The sequence below is a fragment of the Planomicrobium okeanokoites genome (genome assembly GCF_003428875.1).
GTDB lineage: Bacteria > Bacillota > Bacilli > Bacillales_A > Planococcaceae > Planococcus > Planococcus okeanokoites.
Window position 1 is genome coordinate 36,696 of sequence record NZ_QQRS01000003.1, and the last position, 20,444, is coordinate 57,139.

Here is a 20,444-nt window from a genome sequence, read left to right on the forward strand (position 1 = left end):
CTTAAAAAGAAAGGAATTAACTTTATGGCACAGTCTCCGAAACTCTTTATATACGACCTCGACGGCGTCATTACGGATACGGCGGAGTTCCATTATTTGGCGTGGAAAAAACTGGCTGATGAGCTTGGCATTCCAATCGACCGTCATTTCAACGAACAATTGAAAGGCATCAACCGCATGGATTCGCTTGACCGGATTCTTGGGCAGGCAACTTCGCCGATCGATTTTTCAGAACAGGAAAAAATCGGGCTTGCGACCCGCAAAAATGGCTATTACCTTGAGCTGATCGAAGCGATCAACCCCAATTATATACTCCCCGGAATCGGCGATTTTCTGGAGGCCAATAAACAATCGGGCATCAAAATCGCTCTCGGTTCCGCCAGTAAAAATGCTGCCCGCATCTTGGATAAACTGGAACTGACCGGTTATTTCGACTATATCGTCAACGCGGCGGAGATAACGAAAGGCAAACCCGATCCTGAAACGTTTACGGCTGCGGCAGATGCGCTCAATATCCCCTATTCTGATTGTGTCGGCATTGAAGACGCGGCGGCAGGTGTGGAAGCGGTCAACCGGGCGGGCATGTTTTCGGTCGGAGTGGGTGACGATGCGCATCTTTCGCATGCCGATTACCTGGTGGGAAACACGCAGGAACTGGAATTTCAAAAGATCCTTGACGAGTTTGAAAATAATCGGAAGCAAAGCTGAAAAGCGTCAGTTCCGAAAAGGAGGGTGAGCAATGGCTTGGAAATTGACCAAGTACGAAATGGACAATGAAAATCTGCTGATCAATGAAAGTCTGTTGTCGCTGGGGAACGGCTATCTGGGAGTCAGAGGAAATTTTGAAGAAGGCTACAGCGAGGGGAGTAAATCCATTCGAGGCACTTATATCAACGCCTTTCACGATGAAACGGAAATCACGTACGGCGAAAAACTATACGGTTTTCCGGAAACGCAGCAAAAAGTGCTGAATATCATCGATGCCCAGACGGTCTTCATTTACCTGGACGGCGAGAAATTTTCGTTATTTGAGGGAGAGGTTCTGTCCTTTGAGCGGAATTTGCATCTGGACAGCGGTTTTGCTGAACGGATCGTACACTGGATATCGCCTAAGGGCAAAGAAGTTAAAATCCACTTCAGGCGTCTGGTATCGTTCAATGTGAAGGAACTGTTCGCCATCGATATTAAAGTGGAAACCATCACGCCGGTCGAAGAGGTAAAAATCGTTTCCACGGTCAATGGCGATGTAACTAATTTTGTGGACAAAGACGATCCGCGTGTGGCATCCGGTCATGCCAAAAGGCTGCAAGTCACTGAAACCGGGCTGGAAGATGGAGTCGCTATTGTAAAAGACACTACATACGTGACTGAACTCGAGGTGGCGTGCGTTTCTTCTTCCGCTCTTGCATCCGGAAATTACGATTACGACAGCAGGCTGACAGAGACCGCCCTGGAAGAAACCTATGTATGTGCAGGCCATGAAACGGTTCATTTCACAAAATACGCAATTTATACCGAAACCTTGCGGCATGGTGAAAATGTTGTCGATGAAGGGCTGGTCCTCCTTCGACAAGTTCAGGATAAGTGTTTCGAAGAACTTCTGGAAGACCAGAAAGCTTATTTGGACGCTTACTGGAAAATTTCGGATATTGTTATCGAAGGAGACCAGCGGGTCCAGGAAGGCATCCGTTTCAATCTTTTTCAGCTGCTCCAATCCGTCGGCAAAGATCCTGCGAGCAATATTGCGGCGAAAGGGCTGTCAGGCGAAGGGTACGAAGGGCATTATTTCTGGGACACCGAAATCTATATTTTCCCGGTCTTTTTAATGACGAACCCGGAGATTGCGAAAAATCTGCTGTTGCACAGGTATTCGATTTTGGATCACGCGAGGGAGCGGGCAAGGGAAATGGGGCACGAAAAAGGTGCGTTATTCCCTTGGCGCACGATTACGGGAACAGAAAGTTCCGCCTTTTTCCCTGCCGGCACTGCGCAATACCATATCAGCGCGGATATCGCCTACAGTTATATCCAATTTTATTTAGCGACTAAAGATGAAGACTTCATGAAACGCTATATGGCGGAAGTGCTCTTTGAAACAGCACGCCTATGGGAAGACACCGGCCATTTGCAGAACGGCAAATTCCGGCTCGATGATGTAACAGGTCCCGATGAATACACCTGTATCGTAAACAATAATTATTATACGAATGTCATGGCCAAGCACAATTTAAGCTGGGCCGCCAAAATCTATTATCTATTGGATGAAACAGACAGCGACCATTTGAAAGAGGTGGCAAGCCGGCTCGAATTGACCGAAACAGAAGTCGGCAATTGGCAGATAGCGGCCGACAGCATGTATCTTCCATATGATGAAACCCTGCAGATCAACGCGCAGGATGACAGTTTCCTTCAAAAGGCGAGATGGGACCTGAAAAATACACCGCCTGAGAAGTTTCCATTATTGCTGAATTACCACCCATTGACGTTGTACCGGTATCAGGTGCTGAAACAGGCCGATACCGTGCTCGCTCATTTTCTTCTCGAAGATGAACAGGATTTCGAGACCATCAAAAATTCATATGATTATTATGAAGCGATCACGACACATGATTCTTCATTATCATCATGCGTCCACAGCATTATGGCGTCGAAGCTCGGCTATCCGGAAAAAGCCTACAGTTATTTCAATGAAACCGCGCGCCTCGATCTCGACAACACCCATAAGAATACGAAAGACGGATTGCATATGGCCAATATGGGCGGCACATGGCTCGGCATCGTCTATGGATTCGCGGGACTGCGGCTGAAAGAAGACGGCTTGTCGCTGGCGCCGGTTCTTCCGGCAGAGTGGAATTCACTCCAGTTTCATCTGCGCTACCAGGGCAGGGTGCTGAGATTCCGGATAACCCGCGAGAAGGTTGGCTACACCGTTCTTGAAGGGGAAGATTTGAATATTACGCATAACGGAGAGCCGCTTTTCCTGGAGAGCGGAAAGGAAATTGTGATTGGATAAGTTCAAAACCACATGGCGGGAGGAAATAAAATGGCTGGCTTAACCTTGGTGAACATCAAAAAAGTTTATGATAAGGGAGTCGTGTCGGTTCAGGACTTCAATCTCGAAGTCAGGGATAAGGAGTTTCTTGTATTGGTCGGACCGTCCGGCTGCGGAAAATCGACGACGCTTCGGATGATTGCGGGACTCGAAGACATCACGGAAGGTGATTTGTACATCGGCGATAAACGCGTCAATGACGTCTCGCCGAAAGACCGTGACATTGCGATGGTGTTTCAAAACTACGCCTTGTATCCGCACATGAATGTCTACGATAATATGGCGTTCAGTTTAAAGCTGAGCAAAATGAAAAAAAATGATATCAAAGCACGGGTGGACCGGGCCGCAAAAATTTTAGGCCTGGAAGATTTCCTCTACCGCAAACCGAAGGCGCTTTCCGGCGGTCAGCGGCAGCGTGTCGCACTCGGCCGCGCAATTGTGCGCGATGCGAAAGTATTCCTGATGGATGAGCCGCTGTCCAATCTCGACGCCAAGCTGCGCGTCCAGATGCGGACGGAAATCCAGAAATTGCACAGCCGTCTCCAGACGACGACGGTTTATGTGACGCATGACCAGACGGAAGCGATGACCATGGCGACGCGTCTCGTTGTCATGAAAGACGGCTTTATCCAGCAGGTCGGCTCGCCGAAACAAGTTTACGATGAACCGGACAATGTTTTCGTCGGCGGTTTCATCGGTTCCCCGGCAATGAACTTTTTGGACGGACGGCTGGAAGGCAGTCATTTCGTGATGGGGGATATCCGTGTCCAGGTGCCTGAAGGCAAAGCACAGCTATTGCGTCAAAAAGGCTACGACGGAAAACCGGTGCTGCTCGGCATCCGGCCGGAAGATATCCATGATGAACCGGTATTCCTGGACCATTCACCGGAAACGAAAATCCGGGCGAATATCGAAGTGGCTGAATTGATGGGTTCGGAAATCGTCCTTTATTCGATCGTAAACAACCAGGATTTCATCGCCCGTGTCGATTCCCGGTTCAACGTCCAGGCCGGGCAGACGATCGATATGGCTTTCGACATGAACCGCGCGCATTTCTTCGACAAGGAAACGGAACTTCGGATTAAAAGATAGAATGGATGGAAACTTCATCTCCACCTAAATTGAATGAACAGGACCAGGCACCTGAAAGGTTAGAAATTCTCTGACCTCTCAGGTGCTTTTGTGTTGAATTCCCCAAAAATTAAAAAAGTACAGATGATATTAAAAGAATGCTAGTGAAAGCGCTATCATTTAAGTTTTCAGAATTTATACTTAAAAAGTACTTACTTATATTTACAAAGGGAGAGGGGAAAGAATATGAAAAAGAATTTCAAAGGATTTATGTTCCTGTTGGTCCTGGCACTGTTTGCATTGTTGGCCGCAGGATGCGGTGACGAAGGGGAAGCAGGTTCCGGTTCGGGTTCAGGGGTGGATGTCGGAATCGTTTTGCCTACTAAAGATGAACCACGCTGGGTCCAGGATGAACAGCGCTTCAAAGATGCATTAGCTGATTCGGATTATTCAACTGAAATTCTATTCAGCCAGGGTTCTTCGGCTAAAGAAAAAGAAAACGTGGAAGCGTTATTGAATAAAGGGATTAAAGTTCTGATCATTACACCGCATGATGGTGCAGCAGCTGCTGCGGCAGTTGAAGCGGCGAAAGCGGATGACGTAACAGTTATCGCATATGACCGTTTGATCACAGATACGGATGCAGTAGATTACTATGTAACATTCGACTCTTTGGCAGTAGGTGCGGCACAGGCTCAGTATTTGGTGGATAACGCAGAAGGAAAAGATGTGCCGCTGTATTTATATGCAGGAGCTTCATCTGATAACAACGCCTTCCTGTTCTTCCAGGGAGCATGGGAAGTGCTTCAGCCGAAAATTGCTGACGGCACATTCAAAATCGCCAATTCAAGTGAAGCGGAAGCTTTATCGGATACAAAAGAATTGGACCGCGACCAGTTGAGCAAAATCATCGGCCAGGTTACAACAAACTGGGATCCGAACGAATCGAAGAACAAAGCACAGACGCATTTGACTTCAGTTGGTGAAGAGTTGAAAGGCGATGTTGCGATTCTGGCGCCGAACGATGGAACTGCCCGTTCGATTGCAGACGTATTCGCATCGGATTCAGCTGTGACGGATTACACAATCACAGGGCAGGATGCTGAGAAAGCTTCGATCCAATACATTATTGATGGGAAGCAATCGATGACTGTATTCAAAGATGTCCGCACATTGGTTGAAGATGCAATGGGCATGGCTGTTGACGTGCTTGACGGCAACGATCCTGAAACGACAGGTTCTTATGATAATGGAGCTGGCGAAGTAAAAGCGAAACAAACAGATGTCATTGTTGTAGATGAAGAAAACGTAAAAGCGGAATTGATCGACTCCGGCTATTATGAAGCAAGCGAATTTACAGGAATCGAATAAAAACAATAGGATCCAGGAAATAGTGATAGAACTTTCTATCACTATTTCTCCATTCCTTGACGTTTTCGTAAGGGAGGCTAAGAAATGAGCGACTATATTTTAGAGATGAATGGCATCACGAAGGAATTTACAGGCATCAAAGCTCTGGATGACGTGAATTTTAAAGTGGAACGAGGAGAAATCCATTGTTTGATCGGAGAGAATGGGGCAGGCAAATCGACACTCATGAAAGTGCTGAGTGGAGTCTATCCATACGGTACATATGAAGGGGACATCGTCTTCGAAGGCGAAGTGCAGAAATTCAACGAAATCAATGACAGTGTCAAAGCCGGCATTGCCATCATCTATCAGGAACTGGCGCTGTTTCCGGACCTGACAGTATACGAAAATATTTTTGCAGGCAACGAAATCAGAAAAGGTCCGTTTGTGGACTGGAATGAAACGATCATCCAGGCATCGCAAATGCTGAAGAAAGTGAAGCTGAATGTGGATCCTGAAACATTGATCAAGGATCTGGGTGTAGGCAAGCAGCAATTGGTCGAAATCGCGAAAACACTGAGCAAGAATGTCAAACTCCTGATCCTGGACGAACCGACAGCTGCATTGAATGAAAACGACAGTGAAAACCTGTTGGAGCTGTTGAAGGAGTTACGCTCTCAAGGCATTACGTGCATCATGATTTCCCACAAACTGAAGGAAGTCATTTCAATTGCCGACAAGGCGACGATTCTGAGAGACGGCCAAACGGTCTGTACATTGGACGCACATAAAGGGGAAATATCAGAAAGCGTCATTATTAAAAATATGGTGGGACGTGAGATTGAAGATATTTATCCTAAGCGCCTGGATCATCAATTCGGTGATACAGTGCTCGAAATCAATGACTGGACGGCCTACGACTCACAGCTTGGCCGTGAAGTAGTGAAGAAGGCGGATATCCACGTGAAAAAAGGTGAAATTATCGGTGTCGCTGGACTGATGGGATCTGGCCGGACTGAGCTGGCACTGAGCATTTTCGGGAATCCTAAAAATTATAAATTGCAGGGCGGCATGAAAGTGCAAGGGCAGCCGGTTTCATTCAAGCATACGAGCGACGCGATCAAAGCGGGCATTGCCTATGTGACAGAGGACCGGAAAGGGAACGGATTATTTTTGATCAAAGACATCAAAAGCAACGTGACCGCAGCGCATTTAAAAGGGATTTCGGCACGCGGTGTCCTCAACTTGAACGAAGAAGTGATGGTCGGTTCCCAATACAAGGACTCACTGCACATCAAGGCAAGCTCGCTTGAACAGATCGTCGGCAATTTGAGCGGCGGCAACCAGCAGAAAGTGTCGCTGGGCAAGTGGCTGTTCACAGGACCCAAAATCCTGATACTCGACGAACCGACGCGTGGAATCGATGTCGGGGCGAAGTTTGAAATTTATACTATCATGAACGAATTGATCAAAGAAGGTATGAGCATCATCATGATTTCTTCCGAATTGAATGAAATCATCGGTATGAGCGACCGCATCTACGTGATGGCGGAAGGCAGAATCACCGGGGAATTATCCAAAGCAGAAACGACCCAAGAAGCCATTATGGAACTGGCAACGCAATAGGAGGTAAATATCAATGAGTTTTTTTAATGAAGCAAAATTCCTGATCAAATCGAACATTCGCGACTACGGCATGTATATCGCCTTGTTCGTCATCATGTTGACGTTCGCCATATTGACGGACGGTTTATTCATGTCTTCCCGGAACATCAGCAACCTGCTGGATTCAGCGGGGTACATCGCTGTTCTTGCAGTAGGGATGACGCTTATCATCGTCATCCGCCACATCGACTTGTCGGTCGGTTTCGTTGCCGGGTTTCTCGGGGCGGTTGCGGCAATCTTCCTGACACAAATCGGCTTGTCCGTTTGGCTTGTCATTCCGATTGTTTTGGTTTTCGGGATTTTCATCGGACTGTTCAACGGCTTTCTGGTTGCGAAAATCGGGATCCCTTCATTTGTAGCTACACTTGCAGGCATGCTGATCTTCCGTGGGGCTTTGTTGAATGTAACCGAGTCCACCGGCACAATCATCGTCAATGATGATCTTTTCAACTCATTGGGGAACGGGTTCATCCCTTCGCTGATGGAGGTCAACGGCCTGCACCTGCTTTCGCTGCTTGTCGGTTTGATCGGTATAATTCTTTACATTTACAGTGAAATTTCGAATCGCCGCAATAAAGCGAAATACGGTTTTGATGTTATATCTCCAAAGATCTTCATCTTCAAACTGGTATTTGTTTCTTTTATCATCGGCTATATCACGTGGGTTCTGGCAGGCTATAACGGCTTCTCCTGGACCGTGGTCATCATGCTGCTGGTCGTTGTCGTCTATCACTTCCTGTCGACCAAAACTGTCCTTGGCCGCAACATCTATGCTGTCGGGAGCAATCCGGAAGCTGCCCATCTGAGCGGCATCAACGTCACAAAAATCACGTTGATCGTCTTCGGTTCAATGGGGATGCTCGCGGCATTGTCAGGCATCCTGTTCACAGCGCGCCTGCAATCCGCCACAACAACTGCCGGAACGTTATTTGAACTGGATGCAATCGCTGCAGCCTATGTCGGCGGGGTTTCTTCTGCCGGCGGTGTAGGTAAAGTGACCGGTGCCATCATCGGGGCAATTGTTATGGCGTCTTTATCAAGCGGCATGAACCTTTTGGGTGTCGGCATTTCATATCAGTACATGATTCGCGGCGGCGTGTTGGCGGCGGCAGTTATTTTTGATGTGATGACACGCAGACAACGTGCGTAGAGAATCCTTTCATAATCTAAGAATGAGCACCTTCGAATTTGAAGGTGCTTTCTCCGTCTCATAACGAGTATTGAGAATTTTCCATCAAGTGGTAAGATGAAATGAGTTTAAACACAAAAAGGGGATCGAAATGTGAGAAGAAAAGTCATCTTTGTCCTTTGCTCACTATGTGCCGTCCTTGGTTTCTTTACTGTTCTTTCAGTGAATAAAGTGCTTCATTCCGAATGGGAACTTCCCGAAACTGCTGTGTCTGGACAGGAGCGTTTCCGTATTGTAGTCATCTCCCAGGAACTCGACACGCCGTTTTGGAAACTGGTGGATGAAGGCGCCTCCAAGCAGGCGGAAAAAGAAGAAATCAGCCTCGAATTATGGGGCAGTTACAGCAAAAATCAGGAAGATTTCTTAAAACAAGTTGAAATTGCCCTACATTCAAAAGTGGACGGCATCATTGTCCAGGGGCTTGATACAGAAGAGTTTCAGCAATTGACCCGCATCAAGGCAGCTTCCTATGGCATACCGATCATCACCGTCGCAAATGATGTGCCGGTGGAGAAGAGCTTGCGCAAAACATATGTTGGCTCAGATCATCAGAATGCAGGAAAGCTGCTGATGGAACAGCTGGTCAGTGATATGGGTGAACAGGGTGAAGTCGTGCTGCTTGGCGGTACAGATCTGGAATACAGCCAGCGTCTGCGTTTACAGGGGATGGAAGACAGTCTCAAAAAATATCCGGAGATCACTTCTTTCTATGTGGACAGCGGCTCTACAGTCGAAGAGGCGGCGGCTGCAACCCGCCAGGCACTCAATGAACATCCAAATGTCGATGCTTTCATTGCGCTAAATGTACGCCAGGCTGGCACGGTCATGCAGGAAATCAGCAGCCGTACAGAGCTTGAACCCTATTACATCTACTCGTTCGATGATGGCTCGGATGCTTCACAGCTTTTAGCTGAAGGAAAGCTTGATGGCATCGTCGAACAATCGCCTGAACAGATGGGCGAAATGAGTGTTGCCTTAATGATGCAATGGCTGCGCAATGAAGTGGTTCCCCTCGATTCGGCAGGCTATATTACAGATATCAGGATCGTGGAAGGGAAGGACGGTTTGCCGTGAATACGATCCAAAAAAAGATTTGGATGCTTGCCGGTGTCGTAATCGTCATGATGTTCGCCATTTGGCTGATGCTGACTTTCTATAATCAGAAAATGCAGGACCAATACAATGATATTCTGCAGCGCTATCTGCAGATGCACGAAGTATCCGATGCAAGCCAGCAGACCGTGACGAATTTGAATGGCTATTTGACGGAGCCGACAGAACGGACTGCCAATAGATTGGAAAGGAGCCAGGACAGGCTGCTGGATGCACAGGCTGCCATGCTCGGATTACGCAACGGCGAAAACGAATTTACATTGACCAATTACAGCAATATGATTGAAAGCTTTAATGAGACAGTGGAGCGGTCCGTCGCTTTTAGCGGCCAGGCTGATAACGAAGCCGCTTTGACGGAATTTACAGAAGCCAACCGCATCTCGATCTATATTTCCGAAATGACTTTATCCATTTTCAATTCCGAACTTAAAACCTACGAACGGTTTTACCGTGACATCATCCGGCAGTCGGAAGATCTCGACACCATGGGAATATTATTATTATCCCTTACCAGCATTCTGCTGCTGTTGTTTACCTACCTGTTTTCGCTGAGCATCACCAAACCAGTCCACCAATTGACCAAAGCGGCAAACGAATTGGCGAAAGGACGGTTTGATCAGCCGATCCGAGTGGATTCGAATGATGAGATTTCCTTTTTGGCAAAAACATTCGATCATATGAGGGTCAATATCAATAAGCTTATTCTTGAAATCCAGCAGAAGGCCCAGGTGGAAAGCGAATTGCAGGAAAGTAAACTGCTCTTGCAGCAAAGCCAGATGCGCCATCTGCAAAGCCAGATAAATCCTCATTTTTTATTCAATACATTGAATACATTATCGAAGAAAGCCTATTTGGACGGTGCGGAAGAAACGAGTGATCTGCTGGTCAGTGTAGCCGGATTGCTCCGCTATAATTTGAAGCGGATGGATCATACCGTGACAGTGCAGGAAGAGGCCTATGTCTTGAAACAATATATGGAAATCCAGAAAGCCCGCTTCAGCGATCGGCTCAACTTCCATATTGAACTTGATGAATCCGCATTATTGTATCAGATGCCAAGCCTGACGCTTCAGCCGCTTATCGAAAATGCAGTAATTCACGGCATTGAACCGAAAGAAGAAGACGGACGGATATGGTTCCGTATCAAAGATGTTGAGGGCAATGTCTTTATTGAAATCGAAGACAACGGCAAGGGAATGGATGAAACCAGGAAAAAAGCGTTGCTGGAAGGCGGCATCAATCCGCAGGAAGGGCATTCGACAGGCATCGGCTTCGCGAATGTCGTCAAGCGACTGCAATTGTTTTACGGCCGTGAAGATGTGGTGACTATCGAAAGCGCACCAGGAAAAGGAACGAAAATCATCTTGAAACTGCCAAAAGTAATGGAGGTTGAAAATTATGTTTAAACTCCTGCTCGTTGATGATGAACCGGTTGAACGTGACGGAATGCAGGCCATTCTTCAGCATGCATTCCAGGAAATCGAAATCAGACAGGCGAAAAACGGTAAGACGGCTGTTGAAATTGCGTCCCAGTGGAAGCCGGATATCGTCTTTATGGATATCATGATGCCTGCGATGAACGGTTTGGAAGCGATAGAGAAGATAAAACAGGCAAACAATGATACTGAGTTCGTCATGATGACCGCTTTCGACACCTTCGACTATGCGCGCCAGGCTTTGAAATTGGGTGTCAAAGATTATCTGCTGAAGCCCAGCAAAGCAACTGAAATTGTCGCCACTACTGATAAGCTTTTCGCCGTGTTGCGGCAGAAAGTGAAGGAAACAGCGGAGCGCCGGCAGGAACAGGGAGCGCTTCAGAAAGCACTGGCAATTGTTGAAACGGATATCGTCACCCAATTGTTATTCGATCATGTCCATGAAATGCACATTGACTTGCTCGTTGAAATGCTCGATACCCAGCCGGCTGAAGAGAAGTTTGTCATGACGATCCTTGTACCGGAAGGCGGAGAGCAAATCTACTCGGACATCAAAGGGCGCATCAGCAATGGCAATAATGTCTGGATGGGTGCCTGCTACGGCAGCCAATTGCCGTTCATCGTTTTTCGGAATCCGGTCCACTCTTTCCGTTCACAGGCAATTACGCTCGCCAAAGAAATTCTGGCGGTCACAGGAAGACAGGAAGGCTGGTTTGTCGGCATCGGCACAGTGTGCCAATCGCTGGATGAAATCCGCACTTCCTACCAGAAATCTTTGGTGGCCATGCTGGACATCAAGGTTCCTTCACGCTACCGATTTTATTCTGATGAATTGGAGCCTATCAAAGAGGACGTTCCGGCATTTATCAAACAGCAGGAGAAACGCATCGCTGATTTTGTGCGGCTCGGTGAATGGGAAGCGGTCGAAGCGCTGGTGCTTGATCTTATCCGGCAACTGGAGCATACAGGGGAAAAAGTGCTGCGGACCCAGCAGCGGTCGCTTGAATTTTTATGGCTGACGACGCGGGTCATGGCGGAAATCGGAATCGAGGCGGAAGCACCTTTTTATTCGATTCCCGCAAAAGATCACCGGCAATTGATTTCGGAAACGCTGAAATTGATCCAAGACCTGAAAAAAATTTATATGAGCCATTACAGCCGGCTTGAAGTCGACAAAATCCACAGGATCAAGCAGTTCATCACCGAACATTCACATGAAGATATCTCACTCGATGCGCTTGCACGGCAAGTGGATCTAAGTCCGATTTACATCAGCAAAATGTTCAAGGAGAAACTCGGCATCAATTACATCGATTTCCTGACAGAATGCCGGATTGAAAAAGCGAAGAAACTTTTGGCCGACCCTGAAAAAAGTCTGAAAGCAATTGCGCTCGAAGTAGGCTATCACGAACCGAACTATTTCAGCAAAGTGTTCAGGAAGATGAATGATCTATCTCCGACCGAATATCGTATGACATTATTCAAGGCTGGAAAAACGGAGGAAGTTGGGACGTGAAGATGCATGTAAGGATAATGTTGCTGCTGATGCTGGCCATGTCGCTTGCTGCCTGCCGGGACACAGTTGAGGTCCCTGAAAAGGCTGTATTTAAAGAAGATGATTTGACGGAGGATAATGAACCGCTGAAAATTGGCTTTGCCATGGATACGCTGAAAGAAGAACGCTGGCTGAAGGACCGGAAACTGTTCCAGGAAGCTATTGAATCGCATGGTCTTGAAGTGGAAATCAGGGCCGCAAACGGAGATGATGCGCTGCAGATTGCCCAGGCCGAAGAAATGATCCACCAAGGCATCGACCTTCTCGTCATTGTGCCCCATAATGCTGAAGCGACGGCTGCGATTGTCCATAAAGCCCACGGTGCAGGCATTAAAGTCATCGCCTATGACAGACTTGTGAAAAATGCCGATATCGATTTATATGTTTCCTTTGACAATGAACGAGTGGGCGAGCTGCAGGCAGAAGAAATGCTGAAGCGTGTTCCGAAGGGCAATTACGTCTACATCGGCGGCGCTCCGACCGACAATAACGCCCATCTGCTGAAAAAAGGGGTTTTCAATGTGCTGCAGCCGGCAATCGACCGCGGCGATATCCGGATCATCTATGACCAGTGGACAGCCGATTGGGCGCCGGAAGCGGCTTATGCCCATATGTCAGAAGCTCTGAACATCAATGACAATCAAATCGACGCAGTCATTGCAGCTAATGACGCGACTGCTGGCGGAGTGGTCAAAGCGTTGACTGATCAGGGGCTAGCCGGAACTATTCCGGTTGCCGGGCAGGATGCCGAACTTGCGGCAGTACGGCGAATCGTCGAAGGCACCCAGACCATGACCGTCTACAAACCTATTCAAAATTTGTCCGAACGGGTGGCGGCTTTGGCTATCCATCTGGCACAGAACAACGAGTTTAAACCGACCGTCAGCATCAATAACGGAAAAAGTGAAGTGCCTTCTGTGCTGCTTGAACCGATAGCTGTCACTGCGGACAATCTTAAAGAAGTCATCATTGCCGATGAATTCCATTCGGAAGAAGAAGTTTACGGGAAAGAATAAGCCTTAGCGGGTGCTAAGGCTTTTTTGATGTAAATTTTGTATCGGAAGCAGAAAAATGACAATGCGCAAATAAAAACGATTTTGCGCAAATAAATCAGGATCTGCGCAAATAAAATTCGTTTTCCGCAAACAAATTCAAATCTGCGCAAATAAATCCATTTCACCGCAAACAAACCATTCCAGTCTGCCGCAACTCGCATGCTAAACTAGTAGCAACTTGAAAAAAAGGCGGGAAACTCATGATTTCATTAAGCATTCTGGATTATTCGCCGATCGATGAAGGTATGGCGGCCGGAGAGGCACTGCAGCAGACGACCCGGCTCGCGCAAATGGCTGAACAGCTTGGCTTTAAGCGCTTCTGGGTGGCTGAACATCACCAGGTGTTTTCGGTGGCCGGCAGTTCACCGGAAATGCTGATGATGCATCTCGCCGGCGCGACCGAAAAAATCCGCATCGGCTCCGGCGGCGTCATGCTGCCGCATTACAGTTCCTATAAAGTGGCGGAAAACTTCCGGCTGCTCGAGGCGCTCCATCCGGGCCGCATCGACCTCGGCATCGGCCGCTCGCGCAGCTACCGGTTGGTCAATAAAGCATTGAACGAGTCCAAAGGGATACCGGTTTCCTATGAACAGCAAATCGCTGATATCCAAAAATATTTCACGGACGATACAGAATCGGAGCATCGCTTTAAGAAACTCCGCGCTACTCCGGTAAGCGGAACCGCCCCTGACATGTGGGTGCTCGGCACGGGGGAAGGCAGCGCAAAAGTGGCGGCAGAAGCTGGAGCAGGTTATGTCTATGCCCATTTTGCGAAACCGCTGAAATCGAGTGCCCGATTGTTCAGGGCGTATGAGGAGCAATTCCAGCCGACGAAACTGCAGGATGCGCCCAAAACTATGGTCTCTGTTTTTGTTGTTGTCGGGGAGACGGAAGAAGAAGCGCAGGAACTGGCGAGGGCGTTCGACCTATGGCTGCTGTTCATCGAATCGGAAACACCGCCGCCCTATTATCCGTCTGTGGAAACGGCAGCGCAGCGCGGTTTCAGCACTAGCGAAAAAGAGAAAGTCGAACGCAACCGGAAGCGCATGCTGGTCGGTACAGCGGAGGATGTAAAGCGGCAGATCGAAGAAATTGCCGAAGTTTTTCAGACCGATGAAATTTTGGTCATACCGAATGTTGCCGGCGCAGAAAATAGGATGAAAGGAATCCGTCTGTTGTCGGAAGCATTTGAACTGGAAGAATAGAAGAAAAAGCCGCTTGAAAGCATAAATACTTTCAAGCGGCTTTAATGTGTCCGTTATTTATTTTCTTTATAAATAAAGTAATCAAAATCAGCAGCTAACCCTGCTCCGGACGTATCCTGGCATTGCATGCCGACGAATGCGCCGGTGAAGAAGCCGCCGCCCTGGATGTAATCATCCGATAATTTATGCGACCGGAAAGGGACCGGGATCCCTTTCCAGTTTTCACCGTCGAAGGAGTAGGAATACTGATAGGTGCCCGTTTTGACATCGACGCGCATATGCACGTAGTCGACATGGTCGGGCACTTCGATTTCCTCGCCTTGCAGCGGCTGGTCGAAATCGGTATTGTCGCAGACCGTCAATTCGAGGATGCGGCCTTTTTCTTCATTCCATGAAATCTGGAGGGCCGTCCAGTTTTCAGTATTGTAGTAATTGACAAGGCCAGCGCCTTGCTGGAACGTCGTCGGATTGAACGCGACTTTCGTTTGGGCTGTGAAGTTGAAATGCTGCCAGCGGCGCGCGACGAAGGCTTGGGTGAATTTCGACGTCAGTGATTCGCGTCCGTGGATGCGCAAGTGGCCTGGATTTTCCTTCAGCGAGACGATTTCTTCGCCGAGCGGGATGCGCAAAGTCTGGAAATGCGCGTTCAATTGCTCGGAATCGAAATCGTCTTTTTCCGGGAAGTCTTCGTCCCACACATGTTCATCGATTGCCGGTCCGTCGATTTCGAGTGAAGGCTGGTTGCCGCCGACAACATAGGGCCAATCGTTTTTCCATTCCAACCGTTGGATCGCTGTTTCACGTCCAAGCGGGCAGAAACCGCGCGGATCCAGCAATGCCTGATCTTGCTGTGGCAACGGACGGCCCGTCAAATGGACAAGGAACCATTCATCGGTATGCGTCTGGACGATGGAAGCATGCCCTGCTTTTTGCAGCGGATTCCGCGGATAAGGGAACGACGTGATCAGCGGATTTTCAGGGTGCACTTCATACGGGCCGTCAATCGTTTTCGACCTGGCGATGGTCGCCTGGTGATCGTATTTCGTGCCGCCTTCTGCGGTCAATAAATAATAATACTCACCGATTTTATAAAGATGAGGCGCTTCCGTCAATTTGATGTCGGTGCCTTTGAAGATGATTTTGGATTCACCGACAAGCTTGCGCTGCTCCGGATCGAATTCCTGCAGCACGATGCCGTAGAAATTATGATGTCCTTTGCGGTGGTCCCAATACATATTGACGAAATATTTCTTGCCTGACTCGTCATGGAACAGTGAAGGGTCGAAACCTGAACTGTTCAAATAGGAAGGTTCGGACCACTCACCATCGATGGTGTCGCATGTCACCAGGTAATTATGGCAATCTTTCCATTGGCCCTCGGTCACTTTGACGTCTGTATAGATGAGCCAAAACTGGCCGTCGCTGTGGGATAGCGCAGGAGCCCAGACGCCGCCTGAGTTCGGGTTGCCCATCATGTTCAATTGGCTGACACGGTTAAGCGGCCGTGAAGCGAGACGCCAGTTTTTCAGGTCTTTGGAATGGTAAATGCCGACGCCGGGGAACCATTCAAAAGTGGAAACGGCTATGTAATAATCTTCCCCCACACGGCAGATGCTTGGGTCGGGATTGAATCCCGGCAAAATCGGGTTAAGAATCTTCGTCAAAATAATCCATCCTTTGCAATATATTTTCACATGTAAGTGCTTACAAAAATCCTGCCGGAAAAGATCCGGCAGCGGACCAGCCTAGACAGATAGCACGTTCTTCTGGCGGATGCTGACCTGCAGGAAGTTTTCGATTGAAAAAGCAGCCACGCCAAGGGCTGTCGAGAACGTGGACAGCTCTGAGAATTTGATCTCCAGATCATTTTTCTGGAACCACAGCGCCTGGTTGGCGACGCGGTTGTTCAACGGCTGTTCCAATAATTCTTTTGCGGATGCCAGCCGGTTGCCGATGATGACCTGCTGGGGATTGAACGTATTGATGATGTTGTTGATGCCGACGCCCAAATAATCACCTGTTTGTTCAAACAGGGCGATGACGTCTTTATTGCCGGCTGCAGCCAGTGCCTGCAGATTGGTCAAGTCGAATTCTTCGTGGTCGGCGAGCGGCAAGCCCATCGGTTCCGCCCGCTTGATCAAAGCCTGTTCGGAAGCATACAGTTCCCAGCAGCCTTTATTGCCGCAGCGGCAAGTTTCACCGTCGATCTGGATGGTCATATGGCCGAGTTCCCCCGAGAAGCCGTTCGATCCTTTGTAAAGTTCACCGTTCAGGATCAATCCGACGCCGATACCGATGCCCGCGCTGACGTAGACGATATTATCGCATTCCGTTCCGGCTCCGAATTTCTTCTCGCCATAAGCACCCGCGTTGGCTTCGTTTTCGATGATCACCGGAAGACCATATTTGTCTTCCAAAATCGCTTGGAGGTTCAAGTTCTTCCAGTTCAAGTTCGGCGCCAGCAGGATATTGCCGTCGTTGTCGACGATACCCGGTACCCCGACACCGATGCCGATGATGCCATGCGGACTCGGCGGAGCGGATGCCTGCAAATGATCGATGACCGCAAACAGTTTCGCTTCGATCTCTTCATAAGAAAGATCTTTGAATGTGACTTCTTTTTTCAGGACGATATTGCCGCTCAGGTCAGTCAAAATGCCCAGCAGGTAATTGACCCCGATATCGATGCCGATCGAATGGCCAGCTTTTTCATTGAACAAGAGCATGACCGGGCGCCTGCCGCCGCTTGAAACGCCGGGACCGGATTCGTAAATCAGATGATCTTCCAGCAGATCATTGACCAAAGAGGAAACCGTCCCTTTATTCAGGCCGACTTCGCTGGCGACCGACGCCCTTGAAATAGGGGAGCAATCGATGATCTTATTGAGCACCAACGATTTGTTTCCTTCTTTAACTACATGATGGTTAAAAGTCCTGGTTACCACGGTTTTCATCAGCTTCAGCTCTTTCTCTGTTTTTATTCTATTCTAACAAATTAAACCTGTTATTTATGTTGAATAAATAATAATTTTAATTAACGATATTACGCAATACAGCTTCGCTTTCCTGGGGGCTCGTGCTGAGCTAACTCGGACTCGTTCTACTTCGCCCGAGTGGATCTCAGCACTTCACTCGAAACAGAGTTGGTAAACCAACTCTGTTCCTAATCCCCTGGGAGTCTCCGCTGTTTTGCTCCATATCGTAATAGATTTCTCTATAAAAAAGAAAGGAATCTCTAAAATTTTATTTTCCAACTCATTAATAATTTTTTAGCCGGAATAAAGAAAGCCTTCGACAATCGGCGTGGTTAAAGAGTTTCTCGGCTATTATCACAGGTTTATGGCTTTATTATACCTTAAATAAAAACTTTGTTCATCTACTAGACTAACTAGGATTCATTTGATACAATGAAAACGCATACAACAATCAGAAAATTGTTGTAACTATAAACTCACTAGGGGGAGAAAAAATGGGTGGAAAGAAAACGCTTACAGTTTTATCGTCCGCTTTAGCCGCTTCATTGTTATTAACAGCTTGTTCAGGTTCAGGATCTGAGGATGCTTCTTCAGCGTCGGGGGAAACTGAAGTTAAGTTTATGCATTTATGGCCGGAAGGCAGTTCGAAAAAGCATTATGACGTTGTAAACGAAATCATCGCTGAATATGAAGCGGAAAATGAAGGCGTTACAATCGACTTGGAAGTATTGAGCAATGAGCAATATAAAGATAAATTACGTGTCCTATCAACTTCAGGAGATCTTCCGGATGTGGGGATGACATGGGCGGCAGGATTCCTTGAGCCTTATGTCGGCGGCAATATGTTCGCACCGCTTGACGATGTGATCGAAGAGGAATTGAGCGACGCATTTGTTCCGGGAACTGCTGAAGCATATGCACTCGATGGCGCTACATACGGCTTGCCATTGGAATTGAATATTGTATCGCTCTACTATAATAATGCAATGTTCGAAGAGTACGGCATCACACCGCCGGAAACTTATGAAGAATTGCTTGAAGTAGTCGATGCATTCAATGAAGAAGGCATCCAGCCGATCGCTTTAGGGAATAGAGACGCTTGGACAGGATCCCTATGGTATATGTACCTGGCAGACCGCCTCGGCGGAGCTGATACTTTGAATAAAGCGATCGACCGTTCAGGATCTTTTGAAGATCCAGCATTGGTTGAAGCGGCAGCTAAAGTGCAGGAACTTGTTGACAGAGACGCATTCGTCAACGGCTTTAACGGTTTGGCTGACGAAGAAGCGAAGTCGATGTTCATGAGCGAACAGGCACCTATGTACTTGATCGCTACTTGGGATCTTCCGAACTACACAACAAACGAATCAGTGCCACAGGAATTCCGTGATTCTGTTGATTACATGAACTTCCCGACAGTTGACGGTGAAGGCGACACGAACAGCTTTGTCGGCGGACCTGGAGTTGGATTGTTTGTAGCAGAAGAATCTGAAGTAAAAGAAGAAGCGAAGGATTTCGCAGCTTATTTTGTAAAAGCGTGGGGTGAGCAGGCAGTTGAAAAAGCGGGCGTAATCCCGGCTACGAAAGTGGATGCTGCATCACTTGATCTTCCGCAAATGTACATTGATATCCTGGACGAATTGAACAACGCAAGCAACATCACATTGTTTGCGGACGTTCAAATGAGCCCGGATACGGCGCAGGTTCACTTGGATTCAATCCAGGCGCTGTTCGGCAATGAAATGACGCCTGAAGAGTTCGCGAAAGCGCACGAAGACGCGTTGTCAAAAGAATAAATAGCAGTTAAAACAGGTTAAATCAGATGAAATGAAAGGGACATATCCTGATTGGCGGATTGTCCCTTTCTATTTTTCAGAATATGGGGTTGAATGCTATGAACAAAGTTATGTCCAATAAGCTTCATATCGCTTTATATATTGCACCGGCCCTGCTGTTGGTCAGTGTACTGGTGTTTATTCCGCTGATTCTTTCCGGCTATTATGGCCTGATGGATTGGGATGGAATCGGCGCAAAAACATTTATCGGTTTGGAAAACTACATTACCGGGATCCAGGACAGCAAGTTTTGGGACAGTGCCCTGCATTCATTCCTATTGGCAGTGTTTTCAACGTTGAGCCTGGCCATCTATCTGGCTGTTTCCATTATATTGGCTTCAAAAATCAAAGGCGCAGATTTGCTGAGAAAAATCTATCTGATTCCGATGCTGCTGTCTTCAGTTGCCATCGCTCAGCTTTGGATAAAAGTCTATAACCCATCTAGCGGTATCTTGAATACATTCCTGCGGTCGATCGGCATCGAGGAACCGCCGAACTGGCTGGCTGATCCGACTATCGTGCTGTTTGCGATATTCATCCCGATCCTCTGGCAATATGCAGGGTTCTACATATTAATCTATTACGCAGCATTGAAAAATATACCTGAATCACTGATCGAAGCAGCGCGCATCGATGGAGCGACGCCGTTCCAGATCGCGACGCGCATCAAATTGCCGCTGATCAAGGAAGTCGTGAGTGTCACCATCGTACTGGCAATCGTCGGTTCATTGAAATACTTCGACCTGATTTATGTGATGACTGCCGGCGGACCAAACGGGGCTTCGGAAGTTATGGCCTCGTATATGTACAAACTGGCTTTCAACAGCTACAACTTCGGATACGGCAGCGCCATCGGCTTCCTGCTGTTGATCATTACGATGATCGTAACGGTCATTGTCCGCAAACTGACTGCCACAAAAGAAAGAATCGAGTATTAGGAAGG

15 protein-coding genes are annotated in these 20,444 nt (G+C 47.8%); 13 read left to right on the forward strand and 2 right to left on the reverse strand.

The window, feature by feature from the left end; genetic code table 11:
- Positions 1-24: 24 nt before the first annotated feature.
- From pgmB to D2910_RS08175, 11 genes are all read left to right on the forward strand, one after another.
- Entirely contained in the window at positions 25-708 is a 684-nt protein-coding gene (pgmB, locus tag D2910_RS08120; protein WP_117313116.1) for a beta-phosphoglucomutase, read from the forward strand.
- Positions 709-739: 31 nt separating this feature from the next.
- Positions 740-3,013, forward strand: coding sequence for a glycoside hydrolase family 65 protein (locus D2910_RS08125; protein WP_117313117.1), 2,274 nt, complete (start codon positions 740-742; stop codon positions 3,011-3,013).
- 30 nt (positions 3,014-3,043) lie between these two features.
- Entirely contained in the window at positions 3,044-4,144 is a 1,101-nt protein-coding gene (locus D2910_RS08130; protein ID WP_117313118.1) for an ABC transporter ATP-binding protein, read from the forward strand.
- Positions 4,145-4,369: 225 nt separating this feature from the next.
- Complete coding sequence (locus D2910_RS08135) at positions 4,370-5,494, forward strand: sugar ABC transporter substrate-binding protein (RefSeq protein ID WP_084242960.1); 1,125 nt, start codon at positions 4,370-4,372, stop codon at positions 5,492-5,494.
- 84 nt (positions 5,495-5,578) lie between these two features.
- On the forward strand, positions 5,579-7,099 hold the full coding sequence (locus D2910_RS08140; RefSeq protein ID WP_117313119.1) for a sugar ABC transporter ATP-binding protein: 1,521 nt from the start codon (positions 5,579-5,581) through the stop codon (positions 7,097-7,099).
- A gap of 13 nt (positions 7,100-7,112) precedes the next feature.
- Positions 7,113-8,288 carry a sugar ABC transporter permease gene (locus D2910_RS08145; protein ID WP_084242958.1) on the forward strand — a complete coding sequence of 392 codons (1,176 nt, stop codon included), beginning with the start codon at positions 7,113-7,115 and terminating at the stop codon, positions 8,286-8,288.
- A 132-nt stretch (positions 8,289-8,420) separates the two neighbouring features.
- Positions 8,421-9,401 (forward strand): sugar ABC transporter substrate-binding protein, encoded by a 981-nt coding sequence (locus D2910_RS08150; protein ID WP_117313120.1) that lies wholly within the window; start codon positions 8,421-8,423, stop codon positions 9,399-9,401.
- Positions 9,398-10,846: a sensor histidine kinase gene (locus D2910_RS08155; RefSeq protein ID WP_084242956.1), complete on the forward strand. Its 1,449-nt coding sequence runs from the start codon at positions 9,398-9,400 to the stop codon at positions 10,844-10,846. Before D2910_RS08150 ends, D2910_RS08155 begins: the two co-directional genes overlap by 4 nt.
- A complete protein-coding gene (locus D2910_RS08160; RefSeq protein WP_117313121.1) occupies positions 10,839-12,392 on the forward strand; it encodes a response regulator in 1,554 nt (517 codons plus the stop codon). The genes D2910_RS08155 and D2910_RS08160 overlap by 8 nt, the downstream gene beginning before the upstream one ends.
- A gap of 2 nt (positions 12,393-12,394) precedes the next feature.
- Positions 12,395-13,447 carry a D-xylose ABC transporter substrate-binding protein gene (gene xylF, locus D2910_RS08165; protein WP_117313384.1) on the forward strand — a complete coding sequence of 351 codons (1,053 nt, stop codon included), beginning with the start codon at positions 12,395-12,397 and terminating at the stop codon, positions 13,445-13,447.
- Positions 13,448-13,686: 239 nt separating this feature from the next.
- Positions 13,687-14,691 carry an LLM class flavin-dependent oxidoreductase gene (locus D2910_RS08175; RefSeq protein ID WP_117313123.1) on the forward strand — a complete coding sequence of 335 codons (1,005 nt, stop codon included), beginning with the start codon at positions 13,687-13,689 and terminating at the stop codon, positions 14,689-14,691.
- A 53-nt stretch (positions 14,692-14,744) separates the two neighbouring features.
- Here the strand turns inward: D2910_RS08175 and D2910_RS08180 are convergent, their stop codons facing one another.
- On the reverse strand, positions 14,745-16,355 hold the full coding sequence (locus D2910_RS08180) for a glycoside hydrolase family 43 protein (RefSeq protein WP_117313124.1): 1,611 nt from the start codon (positions 16,353-16,355) through the stop codon (positions 14,745-14,747).
- 81 nt (positions 16,356-16,436) lie between these two features.
- Positions 16,437-17,645: an ROK family protein gene (locus D2910_RS08185; RefSeq protein WP_084242951.1), complete on the reverse strand. Its 1,209-nt coding sequence runs from the start codon at positions 17,643-17,645 to the stop codon at positions 16,437-16,439.
- A 515-nt stretch (positions 17,646-18,160) separates the two neighbouring features.
- Here D2910_RS08185 and D2910_RS08190 point away from each other — a divergent pair.
- On the forward strand, positions 18,161-19,462 hold the full coding sequence (locus tag D2910_RS08190) for an extracellular solute-binding protein (RefSeq protein WP_084242950.1): 1,302 nt from the start codon (positions 18,161-18,163) through the stop codon (positions 19,460-19,462).
- Positions 19,463-19,560: 98 nt separating this feature from the next.
- Positions 19,561-20,439: a carbohydrate ABC transporter permease gene (locus D2910_RS08195; RefSeq protein ID WP_084242949.1), complete on the forward strand. Its 879-nt coding sequence runs from the start codon at positions 19,561-19,563 to the stop codon at positions 20,437-20,439.
- Positions 20,440-20,444: the final 5 nt, after the last annotated feature.

What these genes read in the sequence shown, in the direction of transcription:
- D2910_RS08195 (WP_084242949.1), top strand. Translation starts at nt 19,561, where the DNA reads ATGAACAAAGTTATGTCCAATAAGCTTCATATCGCTTTATATATTGCA.
- D2910_RS08125 (WP_117313117.1), top strand. Translation starts at nt 740, where the DNA reads ATGGCTTGGAAATTGACCAAGTACGAAATGGACAATGAAAATCTGCTG.
- D2910_RS08145 (WP_084242958.1), top strand. Translation starts at nt 7,113, where the DNA reads ATGAGTTTTTTTAATGAAGCAAAATTCCTGATCAAATCGAACATTCGC.
- D2910_RS08190 (WP_084242950.1), top strand. Translation starts at nt 18,161, where the DNA reads ATGGGTGGAAAGAAAACGCTTACAGTTTTATCGTCCGCTTTAGCCGCT.
- D2910_RS08140 (WP_117313119.1), top strand. Translation starts at nt 5,579, where the DNA reads ATGAGCGACTATATTTTAGAGATGAATGGCATCACGAAGGAATTTACA.
- D2910_RS08135 (WP_084242960.1), top strand. Translation starts at nt 4,370, where the DNA reads ATGAAAAAGAATTTCAAAGGATTTATGTTCCTGTTGGTCCTGGCACTG.
- D2910_RS08160 (WP_117313121.1), top strand. Translation starts at nt 10,839, where the DNA reads ATGTTTAAACTCCTGCTCGTTGATGATGAACCGGTTGAACGTGACGGA.
- D2910_RS08185 (WP_084242951.1), bottom strand. Translation starts at nt 17,645, where the DNA reads ATGAAAACCGTGGTAACCAGGACTTTTAACCATCATGTAGTTAAAGAA.
- D2910_RS08130 (WP_117313118.1), top strand. Translation starts at nt 3,044, where the DNA reads ATGGCTGGCTTAACCTTGGTGAACATCAAAAAAGTTTATGATAAGGGA.
- xylF (WP_117313384.1), top strand. Translation starts at nt 12,395, where the DNA reads ATGCATGTAAGGATAATGTTGCTGCTGATGCTGGCCATGTCGCTTGCT.
- pgmB (WP_117313116.1), top strand. Translation starts at nt 25, where the DNA reads ATGGCACAGTCTCCGAAACTCTTTATATACGACCTCGACGGCGTCATT.
- D2910_RS08175 (WP_117313123.1), top strand. Translation starts at nt 13,687, where the DNA reads ATGATTTCATTAAGCATTCTGGATTATTCGCCGATCGATGAAGGTATG.